This is a genomic window from Chitinophaga sp. Ak27 (assembly GCF_012726295.1).
Taxonomy (GTDB): Bacteria; Bacteroidota; Bacteroidia; order Chitinophagales; family Chitinophagaceae; genus Chitinophaga.
Genome location: NZ_JABAOB010000001.1, coordinates 338,081 through 362,708, shown reverse-complemented (window position 1 = coordinate 362,708; position 24,628 = coordinate 338,081). Strand labels below are relative to the sequence as shown.

23 protein-coding genes are annotated in these 24,628 nt (G+C 47.1%); 7 read left to right on the top strand and 16 right to left on the bottom strand.

What is annotated here, in order from left to right; translation table 11 throughout:
* Positions 1–93: 93 nt before the first annotated feature.
* The 11 genes from HGH90_RS01435 to HGH90_RS01385 all read right to left on the bottom strand — a co-directional run bounded on the left by HGH90_RS01435 (position 94) and on the right by HGH90_RS01385 (position 10,633).
* Positions 94–1,173: an ATP-binding protein gene (locus tag HGH90_RS01435; RefSeq protein WP_168765671.1), complete on the bottom strand. Its 1,080-nt coding sequence runs from the start codon at positions 1,171–1,173 to the stop codon at positions 94–96.
* A gap of 23 nt (positions 1,174–1,196) precedes the next feature.
* Positions 1,197–2,651: a DUF5691 domain-containing protein gene (locus HGH90_RS01430; RefSeq protein ID WP_168765670.1), complete on the bottom strand. Its 1,455-nt coding sequence runs from the start codon at positions 2,649–2,651 to the stop codon at positions 1,197–1,199.
* A complete protein-coding gene (locus tag HGH90_RS01425) occupies positions 2,651–3,961 on the bottom strand; it encodes an SWIM zinc finger domain-containing protein (protein ID WP_169190200.1) in 1,311 nt (436 codons plus the stop codon). Before HGH90_RS01425 ends, HGH90_RS01430 begins: the two co-directional genes overlap by 1 nt.
* Before the next feature lie 116 nt (positions 3,962–4,077).
* Positions 4,078–4,389, bottom strand: coding sequence for an iron-sulfur cluster assembly protein (locus HGH90_RS01420; protein WP_168765762.1), 312 nt, complete (start codon positions 4,387–4,389; stop codon positions 4,078–4,080).
* A gap of 11 nt (positions 4,390–4,400) precedes the next feature.
* The gene (locus tag HGH90_RS01415; RefSeq protein ID WP_145673549.1) at positions 4,401–4,829 is read right to left on the bottom strand and encodes a SufE family protein; all 429 of its coding nucleotides are present in this window, start codon (positions 4,827–4,829) and stop codon (positions 4,401–4,403) included.
* 10 nt (positions 4,830–4,839) lie between these two features.
* Positions 4,840–6,084 carry an aminotransferase class V-fold PLP-dependent enzyme gene (locus tag HGH90_RS01410; RefSeq protein WP_168765668.1) on the bottom strand — a complete coding sequence of 415 codons (1,245 nt, stop codon included), beginning with the start codon at positions 6,082–6,084 and terminating at the stop codon, positions 4,840–4,842.
* An 8-nt stretch (positions 6,085–6,092) separates the two neighbouring features.
* The gene (sufD, locus tag HGH90_RS01405; RefSeq protein ID WP_168765667.1) at positions 6,093–7,412 is read right to left on the bottom strand and encodes a Fe-S cluster assembly protein SufD; all 1,320 of its coding nucleotides are present in this window, start codon (positions 7,410–7,412) and stop codon (positions 6,093–6,095) included.
* Between the two features lie 10 nt (positions 7,413–7,422).
* Complete coding sequence (gene sufC / locus HGH90_RS01400; protein WP_168736515.1) at positions 7,423–8,187, bottom strand: Fe-S cluster assembly ATPase SufC; 765 nt, start codon at positions 8,185–8,187, stop codon at positions 7,423–7,425.
* A gap of 42 nt (positions 8,188–8,229) precedes the next feature.
* Positions 8,230–9,675 (bottom strand): Fe-S cluster assembly protein SufB, encoded by a 1,446-nt coding sequence (gene sufB / locus HGH90_RS01395; protein ID WP_145673542.1) that lies wholly within the window; start codon positions 9,673–9,675, stop codon positions 8,230–8,232.
* A 13-nt stretch (positions 9,676–9,688) separates the two neighbouring features.
* Positions 9,689–10,015, bottom strand: coding sequence for a HesB/IscA family protein (locus HGH90_RS01390; RefSeq protein WP_168765666.1), 327 nt, complete (start codon positions 10,013–10,015; stop codon positions 9,689–9,691).
* Positions 10,016–10,063: 48 nt separating this feature from the next.
* Positions 10,064–10,633: an NADPH-dependent FMN reductase gene (locus tag HGH90_RS01385; RefSeq protein ID WP_168765665.1), complete on the bottom strand. Its 570-nt coding sequence runs from the start codon at positions 10,631–10,633 to the stop codon at positions 10,064–10,066.
* A gap of 137 nt (positions 10,634–10,770) precedes the next feature.
* On the opposite strand from HGH90_RS01385, the gene HGH90_RS01380 reads away from it, so the two are divergent.
* Positions 10,771–11,427, top strand: coding sequence for a helix-turn-helix transcriptional regulator (locus tag HGH90_RS01380; RefSeq protein ID WP_169190199.1), 657 nt, complete (start codon positions 10,771–10,773; stop codon positions 11,425–11,427).
* Here HGH90_RS01380 and HGH90_RS01375 read toward each other — a convergent pair.
* The 3 genes from HGH90_RS01375 to HGH90_RS01365 are packed head-to-tail and all read right to left on the bottom strand — an operon-like array spanning position 11,417 to position 12,962.
* Complete coding sequence (locus HGH90_RS01375; protein ID WP_168765663.1) at positions 11,417–11,833, bottom strand: EamA family transporter; 417 nt, start codon at positions 11,831–11,833, stop codon at positions 11,417–11,419. The two genes, HGH90_RS01380 and HGH90_RS01375, sit on opposite strands and share 11 nt — an antisense overlap.
* Before the next feature lie 60 nt (positions 11,834–11,893).
* The gene (locus tag HGH90_RS01370) at positions 11,894–12,394 is read right to left on the bottom strand and encodes a GNAT family N-acetyltransferase (RefSeq protein ID WP_248276954.1); all 501 of its coding nucleotides are present in this window, start codon (positions 12,392–12,394) and stop codon (positions 11,894–11,896) included.
* Between the two features lie 13 nt (positions 12,395–12,407).
* Complete coding sequence (locus tag HGH90_RS01365; protein WP_169190198.1) at positions 12,408–12,962, bottom strand: GNAT family N-acetyltransferase; 555 nt, start codon at positions 12,960–12,962, stop codon at positions 12,408–12,410.
* Between the two features lie 132 nt (positions 12,963–13,094).
* On the opposite strand from HGH90_RS01365, the gene HGH90_RS01360 reads away from it, so the two are divergent.
* From HGH90_RS01360 to HGH90_RS01340, 5 genes are all read left to right on the top strand, one after another.
* Positions 13,095–13,775 carry a response regulator transcription factor gene (locus HGH90_RS01360; protein WP_168765660.1) on the top strand — a complete coding sequence of 227 codons (681 nt, stop codon included), beginning with the start codon at positions 13,095–13,097 and terminating at the stop codon, positions 13,773–13,775.
* Positions 13,776–13,815: 40 nt separating this feature from the next.
* A complete protein-coding gene (locus HGH90_RS01355; RefSeq protein ID WP_169190197.1) occupies positions 13,816–15,180 on the top strand; it encodes a sensor histidine kinase in 1,365 nt (454 codons plus the stop codon).
* Positions 15,181–15,257: 77 nt separating this feature from the next.
* Entirely contained in the window at positions 15,258–16,565 is a 1,308-nt protein-coding gene (locus HGH90_RS01350) for a TolC family protein (protein WP_169190196.1), read from the top strand.
* Positions 16,566–16,583: 18 nt separating this feature from the next.
* On the top strand, positions 16,584–17,693 hold the full coding sequence (locus tag HGH90_RS01345; protein WP_211093040.1) for an efflux RND transporter periplasmic adaptor subunit: 1,110 nt from the start codon (positions 16,584–16,586) through the stop codon (positions 17,691–17,693).
* A gap of 38 nt (positions 17,694–17,731) precedes the next feature.
* Positions 17,732–20,887, top strand: a complete 3,156-nt coding sequence (locus HGH90_RS01340) for an efflux RND transporter permease subunit (RefSeq protein WP_169190195.1) — start codon at positions 17,732–17,734, stop codon at positions 20,885–20,887.
* Positions 20,888–20,955: 68 nt separating this feature from the next.
* Here the strand turns inward: HGH90_RS01340 and HGH90_RS01335 are convergent, their stop codons facing one another.
* On the bottom strand, positions 20,956–22,059 hold the full coding sequence (locus tag HGH90_RS01335) for an AI-2E family transporter (protein ID WP_169190194.1): 1,104 nt from the start codon (positions 22,057–22,059) through the stop codon (positions 20,956–20,958).
* Positions 22,060–22,199: 140 nt separating this feature from the next.
* On the opposite strand from HGH90_RS01335, the gene HGH90_RS01330 reads away from it, so the two are divergent.
* Complete coding sequence (locus HGH90_RS01330; protein ID WP_169190193.1) at positions 22,200–23,285, top strand: family 20 glycosylhydrolase; 1,086 nt, start codon at positions 22,200–22,202, stop codon at positions 23,283–23,285.
* Positions 23,286–23,365: 80 nt separating this feature from the next.
* Here HGH90_RS01330 and HGH90_RS01325 read toward each other — a convergent pair whose 3' ends face one another.
* Positions 23,366–24,286 carry a helix-turn-helix transcriptional regulator gene (locus HGH90_RS01325; RefSeq protein WP_169190192.1) on the bottom strand — a complete coding sequence of 307 codons (921 nt, stop codon included), beginning with the start codon at positions 24,284–24,286 and terminating at the stop codon, positions 23,366–23,368.
* Positions 24,287–24,628: the final 342 nt, after the last annotated feature.

Sequence of the window (24,628 nt, the reverse complement as noted above, 5' to 3'; positions counted from 1 at the left end):
CTAAAAGCTAAAAGCATAAAGCTTTTGACTTGTTTATAGATTTGTTTCATTACAGCCGGTGCTTTCTGCTTTTAGCTTTTAGCTTTCAGCTTTTTACGCCAGATCCCTGCAGGCGCGGTACACATCTTTCCAGTCTTCCCGCGTTTTCACAACGGTTTCAAGATATTCCTGCCATACCAGTTTATCTTGTACCGGGTCTTTCACCACAGCGCCGATCACACCTGCGGCGAGATCTGCGGCATTGAGCGTGCCGTCGCCAAAGTAGGCGGCCAATGTCAGTCCATTGTTTACAACAGAAATAGCTTCTGCGGTGCTGAGCGTACTGCCGGGGGATTTTAATTTTGTTTTGCCATCCAGTGTTACGCCGTTGCGCAGCTCCCGGAAAATGGTCACGATACGGCGTATTTCTTCCAAAGCAGGTTTCTCTGCAGGAAGATCCATGGTCTTCTCAAAGCTTTCCACCCGCCTCCTTACAATATCTATTTCTTCTTCCATAGAATCCGGTACAGGGAGTATAACGGTATTAAACCTACGTTTTAGGGCGCTGGATAATTCATTTACTCCCTTATCGCGGTTGTTGGCGGTGGCAATCACATTAAAGCCTTTATTGGCCTGTACTTCAGTGTTCAGTTCCGGAACCGGCAACGTTTTTTCCGACAGGATAGTGATGAGGGTATCCTGCACATCTGCTCCGATACGGGTCAGCTCTTCTATGCGGGCAATTTTTCCATCCTGCATGGCCCGCATCACTGGTGTTTCCACCAGCGCATTACGGGAAGGTCCTTCTGCCAGCAGGCGGGCATAGTTCCAGCCATAGCGGATACTTTCTTCGCTGGTGCCAGCCGTACCCTGTATGATCATGGTGGAATCGCCACTGATAGCAGCGGCGAGGTGTTCACTCACCCAGCTTTTGGCGGTGCCGGGCAAACCGTATAGCAATAAGGCGCGGTCGGTAGCCAGTGTAGCCACGGCTATTTCCATAAGGCGCTTACTGCCAATATATTTAGGTGTTACTTCAAATCCGTTCTCCAATTTTCCGCCTACCAGGTAGGTTACTACAGACTGGGGGGCTAACAGCCAGTTATGAGGGCGTTTCCCGGTATCCTGTTTCCGGAGTTCTTCCAGTTCTTCCGCGAAGAGTTGTTCTGCGTGATAGCGTAAAATGTCTGACATGGTATGTTTGTTAAGCGTTGTTGTTAAAGGGTATTAATCAGGCTTTTGGCGTGCAACAGCCTGGCCAGGTGAGCTTTGATATTGTTCCAGTAGCCGGTATGATAAGTTTCGGTAGCATTGATGTCGTCCAGTTTGCCTGCTATGGCCACTGGTATCTGTCGGACCACATTATTCATGAATAGCTGGTTATATGTATATGGTTGTGTGGCGGCATACCGCATAATGCGGGTGCATAATGGCATACTCCACTCTTCCGGACTGTCGGCCGCATATTTGATGATCGTTTCCGGCTGCTCATCGAAATATTTTTCACTGAGCAGTTGTTGCTGCTCTACCGGCAACAAGGGAATCAGGTCGATATAAAACACCTCACTGTGTTGTATAAACGTCATAGCGCGTTGCTGTTCTTCAAACCATACGATGGCCTGTACAAGAGACGGAATAAAGATTTGCAATGCGGCCTGTTGTTGAAACAGCTGCATTATTTCCGCTGTTGTTTTGCCGAAATGGATTTCCCATTGAGCAGGATGTATAAGGCCGATCAACTGGAGCAGAAGGTGCCAGTCGTCCGATATTTTTTTATTGTTGCTGAGCTTTTCTATCCCACTTTGAAAAATGCTGTCATCTTTAATAATGGGCGCCATCACGTCCACGGTACCATCCGGACGAAGCTGTACCGCTTCCGATACCACCTGCCAGTACTGCGCTTGTAAGGAAGAGGATGGTTGTTTTTTCAGCAGGTGTATCAACGCTTCTTTTACTTGCTTGCTTTTTTCGCCGCTGAGCGATTCCAGCCAGGGAACATCATCCGGATCAATGGGTTGTTCCAGCACTTCCAGCAACGCTGTTTTTACAGTAGCGCTTTCCTTCGCCCATGATTGTTGTAACCAGGTACGGGCCAATACGGGGTCGGCTATACGTAGTTCTTTTAACGCCTCCACCCGTTGAGCGGTAGCGCCGTTCTGCCATCTTTCTTCGATGGTATCTGCCACCCGGGAGAAGTTCCAGTCGGGATTAAATTGTCCCAGCCATTCAGCCCGGTATCCGCCGGCCGCCGCCGTGAGTACCCGCAGCGATTTGTTTTTCCATGCTTTGTCGAGCATCACTGGAAGCTGTGCCGGAGGCAACAGCAAATTGGCGCCGGTACAGTATTCCAGCCAGAGCTGTACCAGCTGTGTGCTGTCGGTTTCCAGTACAGATTGTAGCACCCTTACCGCGGCGGGGGTACAATAACGTTTCGTTTCCGGCGGCGCAACGGGCGTAGGCGGAACATTGGCCGTAATCGGCTGCGTGCCGCACTGCCGGTAGTTATAAATCACCGACGCCAGGTGCAGGAACTGATCTTCCCGGTCCAGCGCGGGATTGCCCAGTATACTGTCGGCCGCCTGTTCCAGTGGGCCCGTTAAGCCCTGCTTGTCCACCGGTTTTTTGGCGGTGCCCAACAACACGGTATTAATGATATTGTTCCAATGCTCCATTATAATATTTTGTATTCCTGTTCATGCCAGACTCCCAGGGGTTCGTACTGTTTTTCGCGACCGGTTACGGCCATGGGCAGAGGGGCGCCGCCGCTGAAGGCCAGCAATTTCCAGATATGCGGAAACCCTTTTCTTATGGGCATCAGCTGTTGCCGGCCATCCTGCAGCCACCATTGTTCCTGGTACCATACCGGCGTGAGGGCCGTTATCGTATATACCTGGTCGTTATAGAGGGGAAATACGCTTCCCATATTGGTTTGCGTTTGCACCACTTCCTTCCAGCCTTCCAGGCCCTGGAAGGTATGATTCATCGGTAGTTGGATTTGTTGCTTGATCAATGCCCGCAGTGGTGCTGCGGAAGGGTAATACACCAGTTCTGCCTTTAGGCAGGTGCCGGGTGTTAGTGAGGTAGCAGCCGCCTGTTGGCCGCGGACAAAAAATTGCAGGATCAGGGCACTGCGTCTGGAATTAATCCCGTATAGCCAGTACCGTTCTATTACCAGCTTGTCTTCTTCGCTGGTTTGTTTTCCCAATACCTGCCAGGTATCGATGATCCCGGTCTGCGCTTTCAGCTCTTCCTGTGATTGAGAAAAGCCAATCAGCGTGCGCAAATCCTGCTGCAGTGCAGCTGGCAGTTGATCCTGGTGCCGGTAGCCCTGGATAACGAGATAAATACGCAGTAGCTGGTGCAGGAAAACGGTTTGCCAGCCATCATGGAAATAGCTGATATCTGCCAGCTCCCGCATCATGGCGGCCAGGCCGGGGGCCTGGGCATCCACCATGCGGCGGATCATATTTTCGAAGAAGGAAAAATCTTTTTCGGGAAGATCCAGTATGCCATTGCGTACCAGGTGCTTGATCCAGCGAAGCAATTCATCGGTACCATCGGCAACCTTTTGTTGACGGGCCTGCAACCGTTTGGCCTGGGCCGCTGTATCCGTTGTTTTTTCTGCTGTGGGTACTGCCGTTTTTTTCTCGTCCCGCTCCGCGCGTTTGGCCAGCCAATCGCTCACCCAGGCAGGCGGTGTCTGGGTGTCAAAAGAACTAGGCTGCCGGGAATAAAGGAGCAACAACCCTAAACCATGTTTACAGGGAAATTTACGACTGGGACAACTGCACTTAAATGCCATGTTGCCCGTATCTATCTGCGTCTGGTAAGGTTTACTGCCGCTGCCCTGGCACTCGCCCCATAACGCCTGTTCGCCAACGCACTTACTCGCCCATTTAGCCGGATTGGCCAGGTCTTTCCCCGCTTTACGGGAGGAATCATCAGGCGCCATGGCCAGCACTTGTTCGTCGGATAGGTTCAATGGATTAACGATTTAAGCCACAAATTAAAGAATTAAGTAAAATAAAAAACCAAATATCAAATAACACTACGCAGTGTATTTGGTATTTGGTTTTAATATCACGAAATTTCTTTCTCTTATAAAAATCCCAGCTCCAGCTTGGCTTCCTCGCTCATCATATCCCGGGTCCACGGTGGATCAAAGGTGAGATGTACATCTACATCAGACACGCCTGCTATATTTCTTACCTTCTCATCTACCTCCCGGATGATATCCCCCGCTACCGGGCAACCAGGCGCGGTCAATGTCATATCTATACCTACGCGGTTATTGGCCTTGATCTTTACTTCGTATACCAGTCCCAGTTCCCAAATATTGACCGGGATTTCCGGATCATATACCGTTTTCAGCTGGGCTTCTATCTGTTCTCTTAATGTTGCTTCACTAATAGGTGCTTCACTCATTGCTGGTTAATTTTAGCCTGGTAAGCGATCGAATACAGCTTCATTTGTTTCAGCATACTCAGTAACCCGTTGGAGCGGGTAGGGGAGAGATGACTGCTTAAACCAATGGCATCGATGAAATAAATATCCGCAGCGGCAATCTCCTGTGGTGTATGACCGGAAAGCACATAAATCATCAGACTTACCAGTCCCTTGGTGATCACCGCGTCACTGTCGCCGGTGAAAAACAATTTCCCGTCTTTCAGCTCCGTGTGCAGCCATACCCTGGATTGACAGCCCTTAATCAGGTTATCCGGTGTTTTATATTCTTCTGCAATGAGTGGTAACTCTTTACCCAGCTGGATAATATATTCATATTTATCCTCCCAGCTGCCCATCACCGAAAAATCGGATATTATTTCTTCCTGTATTTCCTGAATCGTCATATATGCTCATTTACAAAAGCATGGAAGCGGCTCTTTTAACACCGGCTACCAGTTTGTCTATTTCCTCCTTGGTGTTATAAAATGTCAGTGATGCCCTTACGGTACCCGGTACCTGGAACAGGTCCATCAATGGTTCCGTACAGTGGTGGCCGGTTCTCACCGCTATTCCCTGCTGATCCAGTAATTCTCCCATATCAAACGGGTGAATATTATGTACCAGGAAGGAAATAACGCCACTTCTGTTTTTGGCATCGCCAATGAAACGGATACCATCTATTTTACGCAGCTCCTGCAGGGCGTAAGTCATCAGCGCTTCTTCCCGCTGTTGAATTTCAGGGAGACCAATCTGCTGCAGGTATTCGATTGCCGTACCCAATGCGATGGAACCAGCAATATTCGGGGTACCTGCCTCAAATTTATAAGGCAGTTCGTTGTAAATAGTTTTAGCAAAAGTAACGGTCTTGATCATATCGCCACCACCCTGGTAGGGAGGTAGTTTATTTAGCCATTCCGTGGTGCCGTATAATACACCGGTACCGGTAGGCCCGTAAATTTTATGCCCCGAAAATACCAGGAAATCCGGCTGTAGGGCCTGCACATCAATACTAATATGCTGAATAGCCTGGGCGGCATCTATGAGTACGGGTATATTCCGGGCATGCGCCAGCGCAATGATGTCCTGTACCGGGTTTACGGTACCCAGGGTATTGGAAACATACGTAACAGCCACCATCTTCACGGTGTCGTCCAGCATGCCTTCATACACATCCATCCGCAGTTCCCCTTTTTCTGTAATCGGTATTACCTTCAGGATAGCGCCGGTCTCTTCACAGGCAATCTGCCAGGGCACAATATTACTATGGTGTTCCATGGAAGAGATGATCACGCTGTCGCCTGCTTTCAGGAAACGGCGGCTCATAGTGTTGGCTACCAGGTTGATGCCATCGGTAGTGCCTTTGGTGAAGATGATTTCATGGGAATGGGCGGCATTGATATAACCGGCCACAATGTGACGGGCCTTTTCATATGCATCCGTTGCCACCTGGCTCAGGTGGTGTACTCCCCGGTGCACATTGCTGTTATATTCCTCGTAATAGCGTGCTTCCGCATCTATTACAACCTGTGGTTTCTGCGTGGTAGCGCCGTTATCAAAATATACCAGCGGCTTACCATGCACCTGTTGCTGCAGGATAGGAAAATCCTTTCTTATCTGTGCGATATCCAGGCCGGTGGTAATGTTAGCAATATGTTCCATCGTTAATTTTAATTATTCATGATCTCCGCAATCTGCTCCTGCAGGAAATGCTGCAGGGCCGGTACATGTATCGCATCGGTAATATCGTGCGAGAAAGCATTTACCATCAGCGCTTTGGCCGCCTCTTCACCTATGCCACGGGAGCGCAGGTAAAACATAGACTCTTCGCTGAATTGACCGGCAGTAAAACCATGGCTGCACTTTACATCGTCGGCATAAATTTCCAGCTGTGGCTGGGAATTGATATCCGCTTTGCTGCCCAGCAACAGGTTATTATTTTGCTGGAAGGCATTGGTTTTCTGTGCTTCCTGGTGTACCAGGATCTTACCGGTAAATACGCCGTTGGAATCGTCCAGCAGCACGCCTTTATACAGTTCATTACTGTTACAATCCGGCATGATATGATCCATAAAGGTATGGTTGTCTACATGCTGATGCTTGTTGGTAATGTATAAACCGTTCAGGTTAGTTTCGGTATGACTGCCATTCAGTGCCACGCTGGTATTATTGCGGGTAAACGGTGTACCAGGCAGGGTAACACTGAAGTGATGGTAACGGCTGTCTTTAAATTGCTGTGCAGCAGTGGTGCTAACTTCACGGAAGCTGTCTTCTCCCTGTTGTACGCAGTAATGCCATAATTCAGCATTTTCCTGTACTACGGTTTCGACCACGCTGTTGGCAAAAGCTACAGCAGTGGTTTCCGGGTGTACAGAACTTTCTATAATCGTTGCTGCAGCGTTCCGGTTCAGCACCCACAGGTGGCGGGGCTGGATAAAGGAATGCGCTGTACAGGAGTATACGTGTATTACGTGGATAGGTCTATCCAGCACCGTATTGGCGGCCAGTTCAATATAGAGGCCATCTGCGAAGAGGGCGGTATTTAGCTGGGCCAGGGATTCAGTTTCCAGGTGATGCTGCTGGTTGAAGTAGGTGACAAAACCAGGGGCGTCGGCATAAGCGCTCATAGCGCCTATGGTGATGCCTTTACCTTCCGGCAGGGTAGACTGATCTGCCTGCAGGTGACCATTTACCAGTACTACCCGGTAGCAGTCCAGCTCAGGAATAGCTGCCTGTTGTGCCACTGTTGGCGCTACAGGAGCGGCATTGTTCAGCAGCTCATAAGGAAATTCCTTTAGGTAGCGCTGAATATTTGAATAGCGCCATGCTTCCGTTTTCAGCGTTGGTAAACCCATCGCTGTAAAACGCTCCAACGCCTTCCGGCGGATGCTTTGTACCGCATCGGTCGACGGAACAGTTACCTGCGCCGCTAATGCAGTTACATCGGCTGTTAAAGCCTGGTAAAATGGCAGTATCATATCGCTTGTCATAAATTCGTTCTTATACAGATTCTTTCAAATGTAATTCCTCTTTCAGCCAGTCGTATCCTCTTTCTTCCAGCTCCAGTGCCAGTTCTTTGGTACCGGTCTTGATGATACGGCCATTGTACAGTACATGTACAAAGTCGGGTATGATATACTCCAGCAGGCGTTGGTAGTGGGTAATCACTACAAAGGATTTTTCTGCATCGCGCAATTTGTTTACCCCACTGGAAACAATACGCAGCGCATCAATGTCCAATCCGGAATCTGTTTCGTCCAAAATAGCCAACTGAGGATCCAGCATAGCCAGTTGGAAAATTTCGTTACGTTTCTTTTCTCCACCGCTGAAGCCTTCGTTCAGAGAACGGTTCATCAGGTTGGAATGAAAATCTACCAGCTGCTGTTTTTCTTTGGTCAGTTTCAGGAACTCTCTGGCTTCCAGCGCAGGGAGACCTTTATACGCCCTGATTTCGTTCAGCGCTGTTTTCAGGAAGTTAAGGTTGGAAACACCTGGTATTTCTACCGGGTATTGGAAAGCAAGGAATACACCTTCACGGGCGCGATCTTCCGGAGATAAGTCCAGCAGATTCTTACCATTGAACCAAACTTCACCTTCGGTCACTGTATAGTTATCACGACCAGCCAGCACAGAAGCCAGTGAGCTTTTACCGGAACCGTTAGGTCCCATGATAGCGTGCATTTCTCCTTTGTTTATTTCGAGATTGATGCCCTTCAGAATTTTTTTCCCTTCTACTTCTGCGTGCAGATTTTTAATCGTCAGCATGTTTGTTTTATTTCGTTCTGTATGTATTAGTTGAATAATGAATTATCCAACGCTTCCTTCAAGTGTAATAGATAATAATTTTTGTGCTTCTACCGCAAATTCCATTGGCAGCTGGTTGAGCACTTCCTTCACGTAACCATTTACAATGAGGGCTACTGCCTTTTCACTGTCAATACCACGTTGATTCAGGTAGAAGATCTGGTCTTCCCCGATTTTAGAAGTAGTGGCTTCGTGCTCAATCATGGCGGATTTGTTCCTTGACTCAATGTAAGGGAATGTATGAGACCCGCATTGGTTACCAATCAGCAGGGAATCGCACTGGGTAAAGTTACGCGCGTTATCCGCACGTGGCCCTACAGATACCAGACCGCGATAGCTGTTGTCGCCATGGCCGGCGGAAATTCCTTTGGAAATGATACGGCTTTTGGTGCCTTTACCTATATGGTGAATTTTGGTACCGGTATCTGCAATTTGCTTATTGCGTACCACTGCTACCGAATAGAATTCACCTTCGGAGTGATCGCCCTGCAGAATTACGCTGGGATACTTCCAGGTAATCGCAGAACCGGTTTCTACCTGTGTCCACGAGATCTTGCTGGCAGCGCCTTTACAGATTCCTCTTTTGGTCACAAAGTTGTAGATACCGCCTTTACCGTCCTTATCACCTGGATACCAGTTTTGTACGGTAGAATATTTTATCTCAGCATGTTCGAGTGCTACCAGCTCTACCACGGCCGCATGCAGCTGATTTTCATCACGCATAGGGGCGGTACAACCTTCCAGGTAGCTTACATAACTGTTATCATCTGCGATAATCAGGGTACGTTCAAACTGGCCGGTGTTCTGGGCATTGATACGGAAGTAGGTGCTCAGTTCCATCGGGCAACGCACGCCTTTGGGAATGTAAACGAAAGAACCGTCAGAGAATACAGCGGAGTTCAGTGCAGCAAAAATATTGTCGGTATGAGGTACCACGCTGCCCAGGTATTTCTTCACCAGTTCAGGGTGTTCCTGTACAGCTTCTCCGAAGGAACAGAAGATAACACCCATTTCCTTTAACTTGCCTTTAAAGGTAGTAGCTACGGAAACGCTGTCAAATACGGCATCTACGGCCACCCCGGTCAATGCTTTCTGTTCATTCAACGGAATACCCAGCTTTTCGAAAGTAGCCAGCAGTTCAGGATCTACTTCATCCAGGCTGTTGAGCTGTTTTTTCTTACGCGGTGCGGCATAGTAAGAAACGGCCTGCAGGTCGAGTGCCGGCATTTCAAAGTGCTGCCATTTCGGGAACTCCATCTTCTTAAAAGCTGCAAAGCCTTTCAAGCGCCATTCCAGCAACCATTCAGGTTCATTTTTCTTTGCCGAAATAAAACGGATGATATCTTCATTCAGCCCGGGAGGGGCAATATCCATTTCAATATCGGTGGTAAAGCCAAACTCGTACTCCTTATTGGCTATATCATCAATTATTTCGTTACTGTTGATCATACAAGTTTAAAATTTAAACTGCAAAGCTCTCGCCGCAGCTGCAGGTTCTCGTCGCGTTAGGATTGTTAAAGAAAAGGCCTTTTCCGTTCAGTCCATCTGAATAGTCCAGCTCTGTACCATACAGGTACAACAGGCTCTTCATCTGCACCACCACTTTTACGCCTTTGTCTTCAAATACCTGGTCGCCTTCTTCTTCTGTTGATTCAAATTTCATCACATATTCAAGACCTGAACAACCACCACCTTTTACGCCTACACGTACAAAGGTACCTGGCGCATGGTGCTCTTTTTCCATGAGATCTTTTATATATGCTCCTGCTTTTTCTGAAACGGTTATCATACTCAGAATTTTTTTTAATGACTAATACCGGTTGCCCGGTGTAACGTTTTATCCTTCAATACCTGCCACTACGTGCGATTTAGCCGCACATAATAACTGCACCATCGTATCGAGCTTGTTTTTATAAAATGCAGTAAACCCACGGGTTTGCGGGTCATACAGATTGTCTTTCAAAATGGGTAGGGAATAAGGTAATACCCAGGCCCTTAATGCTTTCGCTACTGCATCCATCGCATTGATACCCTGCATGGCCTGCGTCCCGTCTGCCCAGGACAGCAAAGCTACAACCTTTCCTGTTAAATAAGGGCGTTGGTTCTTACTGGTCATCTCCAGCCAGTCCAGGCAATTTTTCATGGCGCCGGTCATGCTGCCATGATAGAGAGGTGTCATCCATATATGAAGATCTGCTTTGCAAAATGCCTTGCACATGGCATCTACTGCGGCCGGTTTATTACCTGCTTCCTGCTGGGAGAAAAAGGGGATGTCCGCATTACCCAAACTAAAAATCTCCGGGGAAAATCCCTTTTCTTTTAACTGCTCCGTCAGATACGCCGCCAACTGGTTGGACGTGGCATATGGCCGGTCATCTATAGCGCCATTAAATATCAGGACGTTCATTAATATTTAATTTTTAGAGATTGAGCTGATTGTGAGATTAAGTTTTGATGAACAACTGCTCATTACCAGCAAAATCCCAAAAATCTTTTTTTAGCTCCCACAAATTTACGACATTTGAGAATAAAACAAGTAAGAACTTGGAAAATTATCCAATCCGTACGAAACATGCTGCCGACAGGTTTTTGACTTTGCTCAAGACCCGGGGCCCGCTGTCTGCCGCCGTGCTGGCGGGCGAATTGGGTATTACCGGTGAAGGAGCCCGGCTACAGCTGGTAAAGCTGGCCGAGGAAGGACTAGTGCAATCTGAAAGTATCTCCAAAGGCGTTGGACGCCCGGTATTAATATGGAGCCTTACCCCCCTGGGTAACGCCCGTTTCCCCGACACTCATACAGAACTAACCCGCGAACTGATCCAGACCATCAAAAATGTGCTGGGTAAAGAAGCATTGGATAACGTAGTGAATGCCCGGGAAAAAAATCAACTGGAGAAGTATAACACCGCCCTGCAGGGAGTAACCGGTCTCGAAAACCGGCTCACCTCGTTTGCCGCCATCCGCTCAGGAGAAGGATACCTGGCTGAATGGAAAAAAGAAGGTAATACCTATTATTTTATTGAAAATCACTGTCCTATCTGTTGCGCTGCCACTGAATGCGATAATATATGTACCTCAGAAATGAGGACTTTCGTCAGCGTCCTGGGGGAAGCCACCAATGTGTCCCGCGAGGAACACATCATCAACGGCGCCCGCCGCTGTGTATACAAGATAGAAAAGGTGGCTGCTCCTACTTTATAATTAGTACCAATGTACCGGAAATGATCAGCAAGGCTCCGATCGCCGTCTTCCAGGTAATCGCCTCCTGCAGGAAAACAGCTGATAAAATAATGGTCAGTGCCACACTGAGCTTGTCTACCGGCGCTACCTGCGATACCTTCCCAAGCTGTATAGCCTTGAAATAAAAAATCCAGGAACAACCTGTCGCCAACCCTGATAATACGAGGAATATCAGGCTGTGCCGGGAGATGGCCTGCATCCCTCTATATTCCCCACGGGCCAGCACAATAGCCCAGGCCATAATGAGAATAATAACAGTACGGATAGCCGTTGCCAGGTCCGAAGAAATATTGGCTACGCCCACCTTAGCGAAAATAGCCGTAAGCGCTGCAAAACCAGCTGATAGTAACGCGTAAATCCACCACATGGCACCATATTTAAAGATTCGAATGTAGTCGGAGAATCTGATGGAATACTGAAGCGGTACTTATTTTATCTTGTAGCCTAATATCTTCAGGCTCCGGCTTTCGCCATCCAGTATGGCAATGTCCGGCAAATGCGCCCATTCTTCAAAACCCATGGCCGTAAAAAGCTTTACACTGGGCTCATTATGCGCAAAGATGAATCCCAGTAAGGTATGTACACCAAATTGCGGCGCCGTTTCCATGGCATAACGCAGCACTTCTTTTCCCAAACCCTTTCCCCGCGCGTTTTCTGCCAGGTAAATGCTCACCTCCACGGTACCACTATATGCCGGCCGGCCATAAAACGACTGGAAACTCATCCAGCCCACATTCTGTCCATCGAGGTCTATCATCCATAAAGGACGCTGGGCAGGATTATGTGCATCAAACCAGGGCACTCGGCTTTCTACGGTAACGGGACTGGTATCTGCCGTCACCATCCGCCCCGCTATCGTACTGTTATAAATTGCCACAATCCTCGGTAAATCAGCCATGCTCGCATGCCTGTACACTAAATTCATCATCAGTATGAAAATATTAATAAATGGATTCTCTGCTGTGCTCCCGTCTTAAAAGGCTATACATCTCCGCATCCACAAATCTGCCCTTCTCAAAGAACGCATCTCTTAAAAAGCCCTCATAACGAAAGCCCAACCGCGTCAGCAGTTTTGACGATGCGATATTGGCAGGATCTACGAAAGCTTCGATACGGTTGAATTGCAATACATCAAAGCCATAAGCCAGCATAGCGCTCACGGCTTCTTTCATGATACCCTGCCCCCAGTATAAAGGCCGAAGGTCGTATCCGATCTCCGCTTTAAAATGCGGCTTATTAATTTTGTGAAATCCGCAGGTGCCAATCAATTCATCGTTGCTGGCCACTGTAATGCCCCAACGCATGCCTTCTCCTTTTTCCAGGTTCTCCCGGAAAAAATGAATAATCTGCACAGCGTCACTGATATTGGTAAAGGAGTCAATGTCCATGAACTGGGTGACCGCATCGTCCGAAAAATGACGGAAAAGGGCAGCGGTATCTCTCTCTTCGATAGGCCTCAGTACCAGGTCGCCAGTACTTAAAACAGGTAAATGCATGATACGGTTGCCGGTTTAGGTGGAGACAAAGCTAACAGTTATTCGGAAAATGTATGATTTTAATCTGTCTTTAATGCCCGCGGATGGAAACAATCCTACTTTTGTAAGGGTTATTGCTTTTAATATATTATTATGAAAATATTGGTAATAGAAGATGAGACTAAAGTAGGCGCTTTTATTAAAAGGGGCCTGGAGGAACATCATCACCAGGTAGAGGTATATGCCGATGGTATTGGCGGACAACAGGCAGCATTGGAGCACGACTATGATATAATCATTCTCGACCTCATGTTACCCGGCATCAATGGTATTACCCTCTGCAAAAATTTGCGCACCCTGGAAGTCGGCACTCCTATATTAATGCTTACGGCCCTCAACGCCACCCAGGATATAGTGGATGGCCTTAATGCCGGTGCTGACGATTACCTGGCAAAGCCTTTTCATTTTTCAGAACTAATAGCGCGGCTACAGGCGCTTGCCCGCAGGAAAACCCCGTTCCACCAGGATCAGGCCATCCTGGCATTTGCCGATCTGCAGTTGAATACCAATACCAAAATGGCCCGCCGCGGGGGGCAGGATATAACCCTCACTGCCAAGGAATATGCCCTGCTGGAGCTATTGCTGAAAAATACCGGTAAGGTCCTTTCCCGTGCTCTGATCTCGGAAGCGGTATGGGGACTGGAGTTCGACACGGGTACCAATACGATTGATGTCTATGTAAATTATCTCCGCAATAAAATCGAAAAGGGCTTCAGCGGCGAAAAGTTAATCCACACCGTAGTAGGTATGGGTTACGTCATGAAGCAGAAGTAAATCATCACCATCACACAAACAGGCCAGGTTACCCGCACACATGAAGATACGGCATCGCTTATCCCTCCAGTTTACGCTGATATCAGGTATTATCCTGACGATCGTTTTTGTATTGATATACCTGTTGTCTGCCCAGTATATTCAGAACAGCTTTTATAAGCTGCTGCAGATGCGTGCATTGGTAACCGCCCAGGTATACCTGGAAAAAGATGAGCTTACCAAAAAGAAATTTCTCGAAATAGAAAAAAGTTACCGCGAACGTATACCTGATGAATCCAGTAATATTTACGATGCGCATAACCAGCCGGTCTTCATAGAAAAAACACGGTACGACTGGCCGGTATCTATGCTGGAAACCATCCGCCATAAAGAACTATATCGCTTCCGGTTCCAGGATGAGTCGGGGCTGGGAATCTATTATCCCGACAACCAGGGCGACTTTGTGGTTATTGTCACAGCCCGCAATAGTATGGGAATTCAACAGCTGAATTACCTGATGTGGATACTGATTGTAATGTTCCTGGTGGCGCTGCTGATTGTATTCCTGATGGGGCAGTGGTACGCCAGCAGGGCATTGGAGCCTATCAAGAACATTAACCGCCAGGTGAAAAATATCCGTTCCAACAACCTGCATATGCGGGTACAGCATGGCAGGAATAAAGATGAAATAGACGAACTGGCCACTAACTTTAATAGCCTGCTGCAACATATGGAACAGGCTTTTGATATGCAACGTTCCTTTGTTTCCAATGCGTCCCATGAATTGCGTACGCCATTAACCACTATCATCGGGGAAATAGAAGTGACCCTGCAGAATGACCGGCGGCCGGAAGAATATGTACAGTCGCTGGGCACTGTACTGGGAGAGTCAGAAAAACTGAAGATCATTACGGACGGCCTGCTGCAGCTTACCCGGCTGGATGCCATCATCACCGACGCCAATGCCGAAACAATACGTCTTGATGAGCTGCTGTGGGAGATGCAGGAACACTGGCGCCAAAAGACACCGCCGGTGAGGCTGATCGTAAAACTTAACAATTTGCCGGAAGAGGCAACCTTGCTCTGTATCCGGGGAAACCGTTCACTCCTGGTGCTGGCACTGCAAAATATTGTCCGGAATGCCTTTAAGTTTTCGTATAACCGTGACGTTAATTGTTTGCTTACCTGGCACAAATCAGGCATGACGTTATCCATCAGTGACCATGGTATCGGTATTGAAGCTGACGACCTGGATAAAATATTTATGCCGCTTTACCGGGCTGGTAACGCCCATGCCTTCGATGGGTATGGAATAGGATTGTCTATGACCGGTAAAATCCTCCAACTCCATGGCGCCGGTATTACCGTTAGCAGTGTACCCGGTCAGGGCACCACCTTTAATATATTCTTTCCGCCTGCGCTATAAATTCTAATTTTGTTTTAACTTCATTCTAATATGTAGCTAATAGCCTATTGCCATCTTTGCACTGAAAAATCAGATGTATGGTTAATAGACTAGTATTAAGTTCCTATTTTGTACTGTTCGCCGTCTTTCTACCTGTGATGGTGTTTGCTCAGCTAACAGCTCCTCCCGCTGCTGCTACCCCGCAGCAGGATACCCTTCACCTCACTTTAGACAGCGCTGAGAACATTTTTTTACGACAAAACCTGTCATTGCTTGCGCAGCGGTATAATATCGATGCACAGAAAGCGCTGGTGATCCAATCGAAGTTATACGCCAATCCTAATTTTAACGTCGAACATGGTCTATATAATACGGAAACGCATAAAGTCTTTCCTTTTGGCAGTCAGGGCGAAACTTCCGCGGGATTATCGCAGCTCGTAATGTTGGCGGGTAAGCGGAATAAGCAGATCAAAATAGCCCGGGCCAACGTAAAGCTGTCCGAGTTTGAATTTTATGACCTGTTACGTACCCTTAAATTTACCCTGAGAGATGATTTCTATAACATCTATTACCTGCAGCAATCAGCCAAAGCCTATGATGAAGAAATTAATTCCCTCCAGAAAGTGGTAGATGCCTTTGTAGAACAAAAAGGAAAGGGCTATATCTCCCAGAAAGAAGTAGTAAGGATACAGGCCCAGTTGTATAGCCTGAAAAGTGAATACCGGGATTTGCTGGAACAGATTGCAGACCAACAGAGTGAAATGAGACTGGTATTGCAGGTAAAGCCCGTATATGTCGATCCATTGGTAGATACCACCTCCCTGGTGGCGCTTAATCCCCGCCAATATCCCTTGCCTGTGCTGCTGGATTCTGCGTATAGCCGCAGGAGTGATCTGCTGATTGCGAGGGCCAACACAGAAATCAGCAAACTAAATTACAGTTATCAGAAAGCGCTGGGCGTACCGGATGTCACATTTAATCTCGCTTACGATCAGCAAGGTAGTTACATTAAGAACTATACTGCCGCCGGTGTAGCCATTGATCTCCCCGTATTTAACCGGAACCAGGGGAATATTAAATCGGCAAAAGCCATGATTGATGTGAATACAGCCACGCAAAAAAGTACGGAAGCCACCGTGGAAGAACAGGTATACCGCGTAGTGGAGAAAGCTACAGCGGCAGATAAGCTGTACCGGAATATAGATGCTTCTTTTGCATCGGATTTTCAACGACTCATGCATGAAGTATTGATTAATTACCAGAAAAGAAATATCAGCATGCTGGATTTCCTGGATTTCTATGATTCCTACAAGCAGCATGTATTGCAGTTAAACAGCATCCAATACAACCGGGTACGGGCTTTTGAAGAGCTCAACTTCGTTACGGGAACCAACTTTTTTAATTAAGACTAATCTATAACACAGATGCAAAACTTTATGAAGGCAGGTAGTATGAGCCGTTTCTTTTTTTTCTTTGCCGGAATACTCCTGGCGCAGGGCTGTAATACCCAACCCGACAAAGTAGCGGATGAAAAGCAAAAATATATCATCCCTGATACTGTATTACATTCCCTGAAAATTGATACCGTACAAAAACGTGCGCTGGTAAATGATCTGACACTGACCGGTAAAGTAACGACCAACGATGATAATGTGTCTAAGATATACCCTATGGTGAGTGGTAAAATCCGGGATATTAAGGTGGCACTGGGCGACTACGTCAATAAAGGCCAAATCCTGGCAGTTATGAATAGTACCGAGATGGCCGGCTATAGCGCCGACCTGGTAAATGCAGAAGCAGGATTGTCGGTGGCAAAGAAAAATATGGATGCCACACAGGATATGTATAAAAGCGGCATCGCTTCCCAGAAGGACCTCCTGTCGGCCGAAACCGATTACCAGAAAGCACAATCCGAACTGAGTCGCGTAAAAAGGGTATTGAACATCAATGGCGGTAACACCGGTGGTGAATACGTGATCACTTCACCGATCAGCGGGTTTGTAGTAGAAAAACTCGTCACCAATAATACCATGGTGCGCGCCGATGCCGGTACGCAATTGTTTACTATCTCCGATCTGAAAAATGTATGGATCATGGCCAACGTATATGAGTCCAATATAGGACAGGTGCATATGGGCGACAATGTGGAGGTAACCACTTTATCCTATCCTGGCAAGGTTTTTCACGGTACGGTAGATAAGATGTATAACGTGCTCGACCCCACGAATAAAGTGATGAAGGTGAGAATCGTCATGTCTAACGAAGATTATTCCCTGAAGCCGGAGATGTTTGCCAGCATCAGGGTAATTTATAAAGAAGGAGGACAGGCGCTGAGCATTCCTTCTTCCGCCCTGATATTTGATAACAGCCGCTACTATGTACTCATATACCATAGCAAATCTGATGTGAAGATTACGCCGGTAAGCGTAATCAATTCTATTGGCGACCGAACATATATTTCAGCAGGCGTGAACGCAGGCGACCAGGTCGTTGCATCCCAGGCCATCCTGATTTATGATGCACTGAATAACTAGGCGCCCTTGCTAACTAATCATAGTATAATTGTTTTTAGATGAATAAAGTTCTCAGAAGTATAATAGGCTTTTCGCTGAAGAATAAATATTTCATTTTCTTCGCCACGCTGCTGTTGCTGGTATCGGGCATCATCTGTTTTAAGAATATGCCCATTGAGGCATTTCCGGATGTTACCAACACGGAAATCAGCATTATTACCCAATGGCCCGGAAGAAGTGCAGAAGAAGTAGAGAAATTTGTGACTATCCCGATAGAAATCGCGATGAACCCGGTGCAAAAGAAAACCAGCCTGCGCTCTACAAGCATTTTCGGGCTGTCATATGTGAAACTGATTTTTGATGATAAAGTCACTGATAATGAGGCCAGGATACAGGTAAATAACCTCCTGGCGAATGCCAGCCTGCCGGAGAATGTTAATCCTTCCGTGCAGCCACCTACCGGCCCTACCGGCGAAATTTACCGCTATTCGTTGCGGAGCTCCTTCAGAGATGTCCGGGAGCTCAAAACCATACAGGACTGGACGATCGACCGGCAGCTGCGGGCAGTGCCGGGTGTAGCGGATGTTGTGAGTTTTGGCGGAGAAGTAAAAACCTACGAGATACGGGTAGATCCGGGCAAACTGACCAATCTTGGCATTACACCACTGGACGTATATTCTGCTGTTACCAAAAGCAATATCAACATCGGCGGGGATGTGATTGTAAAAAACGACCAGGCCTATGTAGTACGTGGTATCGGCCTGCTGAATGATATCAATGAAATCAAAAATATTATTGTAGAGAACGTAAACGGTGTTCCTGTACTGGTGAAAGACGTAGCCTCCGTGGAAATATCCAATATGTCCAGGTTGGGGCATGTAGGCCGTACAGACGCCATCGTGGACTCGACCGGCCGCAGAACCGTTACAGATGAAGACGATGTGGTACAGGCCATCGTGATTATGCGTAAAGGAGAGAATCCTTCGGAAGTAGTACAGGCAGTAAAAGCGAAAATTAATAAGCTCAATGCCTCCGTGTTGCCGGAGGATACTAAAATTATTCCTTTCTACGACCGTGAAGACCTGATCCACTTTGCAACCGAAACGGTGATGCATAACCTCGTGGAAGGTATCCTGCTGGTAACATTACTGGTATCGATCTTTATGTTCAACTGGCGTACTACGCTGATTGTTTCTATTATCATTCCATTGGCACTGCTGTTTGCATTCATCTGCCTGCGCCTTATGGGCATGTCGGCCAACCTGTTGTCCCTGGGAGCGGTGGACTTTGGAATTATCATAGACGGCGCCGTGGTGATGGTAGAAGGGCTATTTGTTGTCCTTGACCACCAGGCGCGGGATGTAGGCATGGAGCGATTTAATAAGATGGCCAAAATGGGCCTGATCCGGAGACATGGCGCACAGTTGGGGAAGGCTATCTTCTTTGCCAAAGTCATTATTATTACCGGCTTGCTGCCCATCTTCGCTTTCCAGAAAGTGGAAGGGAAAATGTTTTCTCCGCTGGCCTATACCCTTGGCTTTGCCTTGCTGGGCGCGCTGATTACTACGCTTACCCTGGTACCGGTGTTGATCAACCTGTTGCTCCGCAAGAATGTGCATGAAAAACACAATCCTATTTTACATGCGCTTACCGGGTTTATGCTGGGATGGTTTGCATTTACTTTTAAGCATAAAAAGAAAGCGGTTTTCTCTTCATTTCTCATTATTGGCCTCGGATTATATTCTTTCAAATTTTTGGGGACAGAGTTCCTGCCGGAGCTGAATGAAGGCTCTATTTGGCTAAGGGTGCAGTTGCCCTATAGTGTATCACTGGATAAGTCGGTACAAACGTCCCGGCAGGTAAGGGCCACGTTGATGCAATTCCCGCAGGTGAAGAATATTGTATCACAAACCGGTCGGCCGGATGATGGTACCGATGTGGCAGGGTTCTATAACAACGAGTTTGACGTGATGTTGTACCCGGAAAAGGAGTGGAAACCAAATATTACCAAGGAGGAACTGATCGACCGCATGAGTGAAAAGTTGTCGGTGATACCAGGTGCATCGCTCAACTTCTCGCAGCCTATTATGGATAACATTGAAGAGGCGGTATCCGGAGTGAAAGGGTCTATCTGTGTAAAGATCTTCGGAGATTCCCTGAACTATATGGAATCGCAGATCACCCAGGTACAGAATGTGCTGAGAACAGTGCGGGGTATTGAAGACCTGGGCGTGATCAAGAATATTGGTCAGCCGGAACTGAATATCGACCTGGATCAGCAGAAGATGGCGCTATACGGGGTAGCCACGGCAGATGCCAATGCGGTGATTGAAATGGCGATAGGGGGAAAGGCGGCCAGCACTTTATATGAAGGTATTAAGAAGTTTGATATTCGCTTACGTTTCCCGGAAGAATACCGTAAGAATGCGGAGGATATCGGCAACCTGATGGTGCCTACCCAAAGCGGATCTAAAGTACCGGTGAAAGAGATAGCGAAGATTGTGATGAAAACCGGGCCATGCCTGATTTTCCGGGATGCCAATGAGCGGTACTCTGCGGTGAAATTTTCTATAAGAGGCCGGGACATGGGTAGTACCATTGCGGAAGCCCAGGAAAAGGTAGGCAAGGCAGTAAGCCTGAAGGGAGGCTACACGATGGTGTGGCAGGGCGACTTTGAAAATGAGCAACGTGCCACCCATCGCTTGCAACAGGTAGTGCCCATCAGCCTGATGCTGATCTTCCTGCTGCTCTTTGTGATGTTTGGTAATTTAGTAGATGCCGGCCTGGTATTCCTCAATGTACCCTTTGCGATCGTAGGAGGCTTACTGGCACTACATCTCACTGGTACCAACTTTAGTATCTCCGCCGGTATTGGTTTCATAGCCTTGTTTGGGATCTGTATACAGGACGGGGTGTTGCTCATCACGGTGTTTAAACAAAACCTAGAGAAAATGCGGGGGCAAAACGCTTCCCTCTATACTGCTATTAAGCTGGGGGTTAACTCCCGGATCCGGCCTGTGATGATGACGGCATTGATGGCAGCGATAGGGCTGTTTCCTGCAGCAATTTCCCACGGTATCGGATCGGAGAGTTCGCGGCCACTGGCCAGGGTGGTAATAGGAGGGATCCTTTGCGCCATGGTATTCTCGCTGATTATCTTCCCCCTGATTTTTGGTTGGGTGTACCGGAAATTTGATACCCGGCACCAGGAATAAAGAAGGTTGTTTTATAAGTTTAATTGGTGTGGCTGCCTTCCGTTTTATCGCGAAGGCAGCCTTTTTATTTATCCGGCAGCATTTTCATTATTGTTTTGGGGTTTTAGCTTCTTCACTTTTTTGTCTTTAGCTTCATCTCCCAGGAGTATGGCCCATGGCTGTAATTCCTCAATATTCTCACAAATGATTTTAATGATGGCAATGGTAGGAATGGCCAGGAACATACCGGGAATACCCCAGAGCATATTGCCCAATACCACGCCTATAATAGTAATGAGGGCATTTATTTTTACTTTGGAGCCTACAATGCTGGGAAACAGCACATTGCTGTCGAATATATGTACCAGGAACAGGACGACGCCAGCCTGCAGTGCCTGGATAGGGGCCCCGGTAGCCAGCGTAACCAGGATAATCAGTATGGCTGCAGACAGTATGCCTACATAAGGAATAATATTGAAGATAGCCGCCATTACCCCTAGTAAGATAGCATATTTAATACCGAGTATGAGGAACAAGACGGTATTGAGAACAGCTACCACCACCATTTCAATCATTAATCCGCCTACATAGCTTTTAATGATGCTGCGGGTACTGCCGATGACTGTCAGCAACTTTCCGCGATGTTCTTCCTTGAAATTTTTTATCAGGAATTTTACCAGTAATCGCCGGTAGAAGAGAATAAAAAATACATACAGGAATACAAATACGATGAACACCAGCAGGGAAGAAAGTGAAAGAAACGTTTGGCTGATGAAGCTGGTAGCAGTACCAAGGGTTCCCATCAGCGCCTTTTCCACGTAGCTCAGCTGATCGCTGGAGTTGACATGAAATTTTTCGTTTACCCAATCCTGTGTGGAGCTAACCACCAGTAATAGTTTTTGCTGCAGGGTAGGAAAGTCGGAAATAAAGGCTTCCATTTGTTTACCCAGCATGATCATGATCAATACCAGTACAATAATAAATAGCAGTACAGCGAGTATGGCGGCCACGCCCCTGGGTATCCGCCATTTCTCCAGCCATTGTACTACGGGTAGCAGCATGATGGCAATAAGGAGGGCAAACATCAATGGTACAACGATGCCACTGCCGATATGAGCCACATAAATAACCAGGATAATGGATAACAGGGTAAAGGTGAGTCTTGCGCTGAAAGGCAGTTTAACCTCATTCATAGATGCGTACTTTTATCAAAGATATTAAAAATCAACGTGTATAACATTAGAATTGCTATTATACATTTGTTTGGCCCAAATGGTTGCAGAACATCCCGGCATTCCTTAATTTACTGCATTCCTGAAAATTTTTATCACTTATGAAAAAACTGTTTGCCCTTTTTCTGCTGTTTGCCGTCAGTATTTCGTTTTCTTTTGCCACGTCGCCACCAGTCGACACGCTGCCTGTCCGCGGTTTTTGTATAGCGGCTCCCCGATCGGCGGGCCTGCCGGCTTTTCTGAAATTTATTGCAACAGAGCTGGCGCCCCGGCATATCAATACGCTGGTGCTCCGCGTGGATTTCAATTACCAGTTTAAGTCGCATCCTGAGTTGCGCGACCCTGGCGCCTTAACAGAAGCGGAAGTAAAGCAATTAGTACAGACCTGTCGTGCACACGAGATACAGCTTATTCCGCAGGTTAATTTGCTGGGGCATCAATCCTGGGCCGGTACGACTAACAACTTGTTGAAGGTGTACCCTGATTTTGATGAAACGCCCTGGGTAAAGATGCCAGCCAAATATGAATGGCCCAATGCAGACGGATTGTATTGCAAGAGCTATTGCCCGCTGCATCCGGGGGTTCATAAAATAGTATTCGAGTTGGTAGATGAGATCTGTGATGTGTTTGAATCCACGGCTTTTCATGCCGGCATGGACGAAGTGTTTTATATTGGTGAAGAGAAGTGCCCCCGTTGCGGCGGGCGGGATAAGGCGGAATTATTTGCCGGTGAAGTATGGACCCTCCGCAATCACCTGGTTGGAAAACAGCGTGTATTATGGATTTGGGGTGATCGCTTGCTGGACGGCAAAACTACCGGGTTGGGAGCCTGGGAGGCCAGCATGAATAACACTGCCAGGGCGGTAGACCTGGTGCCAAAAGACATTATGATCTGCGACTGGCATTATGAGCGTCCTGATAAAACGCCTGTCTACTTTGCGATGAAGGGATTGTCAGTAATTACCTGTCCATGGCGGATGCCGGCCAATGCGAAGTTACAACTGAAAGACATGAATGATTTCCGGGCTGCGGCTACTAAAGAAATGAAGCCGCGTTACCAGGGCATGATGCAGACGGTGTGGTCGGATGCTGATAGTTTCCTCGCCGAATTTTACGGCACCGGCAAACCCCAGAAAGACATGGAGCATACCAGCGCCAATTGTTTCCGCGCGGTTTTTGAGAAGTAAAGAAAATAATTAATGGATGTTCCGGGAAAGATGCCGCAGCCTGGGGGATCATCGCAGGGGGACATCCATCAACCACCTACTCAATAATGTTTCTTCAGCTGCGGTATATATATTTCGGAATAGCTAGGGCCGTTCATAGAGATGAAAAAGTGATTGCCACTCATCTTAAATATGCCTTCTTTACAGTTCATACTGATGAAATTATACATTGGGACGCCGGCAGTGGCAAAATCCATAGGCACGGGCAGTTTCAGGTAGCTGCCGCCTGTAAGTCTTTTTGTCATCAGGTAGCCGAAGTTTTGCTGTAGTTGTATATGCGCCGCAATGGCCTGCACAGGGATCAATATGCCAGCAAACATGGATAGCCGTTCATAGTTAGTTACCGGTACTGCATCGAGCGTGCCGGTAATAATCCTGCTTTGTGGCAGATCGTACAACGTCTGCATCTTCTTAAACAGGTTATAGTACTGGGTCATCCTGGCAATCATTTCCGCTATTGGGTCTTGTCCCCGGGAAATAAGAGAATAATACAGGATACTGTCCGGCAGCTTTACCTTTTCGCAGCGCTCATAGTTAAACACGCCGTTGAAGGCATCGGGGCCAAGTGCGGCGGTAATGGATTCCGTTATCTGCAATGTTCTCTTTTCATTAGGAAGAATAATAATTTGCCGGAAGTCTTTAGGACTTTCTTTAAAATGTTGTTTGAACGCCTTGCTGAATGCCGCTGTAGTAGCGTATCCGCATAGGTCACTTATTTCACCGATATTATACCCGCTGTGCCGGAGCAAACCTGCGGCCAGTTCCAGCCGATGGCGCTTTACATAATGCCAGAAGGGTTCGCCCATATACTGCGCGAAGTTGTGGTAGAAATAAGAATAAGAAATACCTAGTCTGTCAGAAACATCTTTAATACTAAATGGATCGCTTACATGATCATCTGCATAGGATAGTCCCTGTAAGGCAAAATTCTCAAGTTGTTCTCTGGTTATAAGGGAAGCCATAAAATAATATGGGATTTAAGGAATTCACCGGATGCGAACATGTAAATTTTATCGTAAATCAGCTTTTATCAACATGAACATTATATCTAATTTAATCTCTTTTGAGATGTTCCAACATGTAATTTTAAAAATCATTTCAAGATATTAATTATCAATATAATATGAATATTTTTTTTAAAGTATTTGAGGGAAATGCGGACATGTACGGTCGCCCGCGGGGTAATTTTTTTAAAGAAAAGTGTAAAAAAGCTGAAATGGACAAATGGTGGTGAAAGTGATTGGATAACTTTAATGGTGCGTCATGTAAACAGCCTCAACCAGGTTTTTCAGTTTGGATTTTAT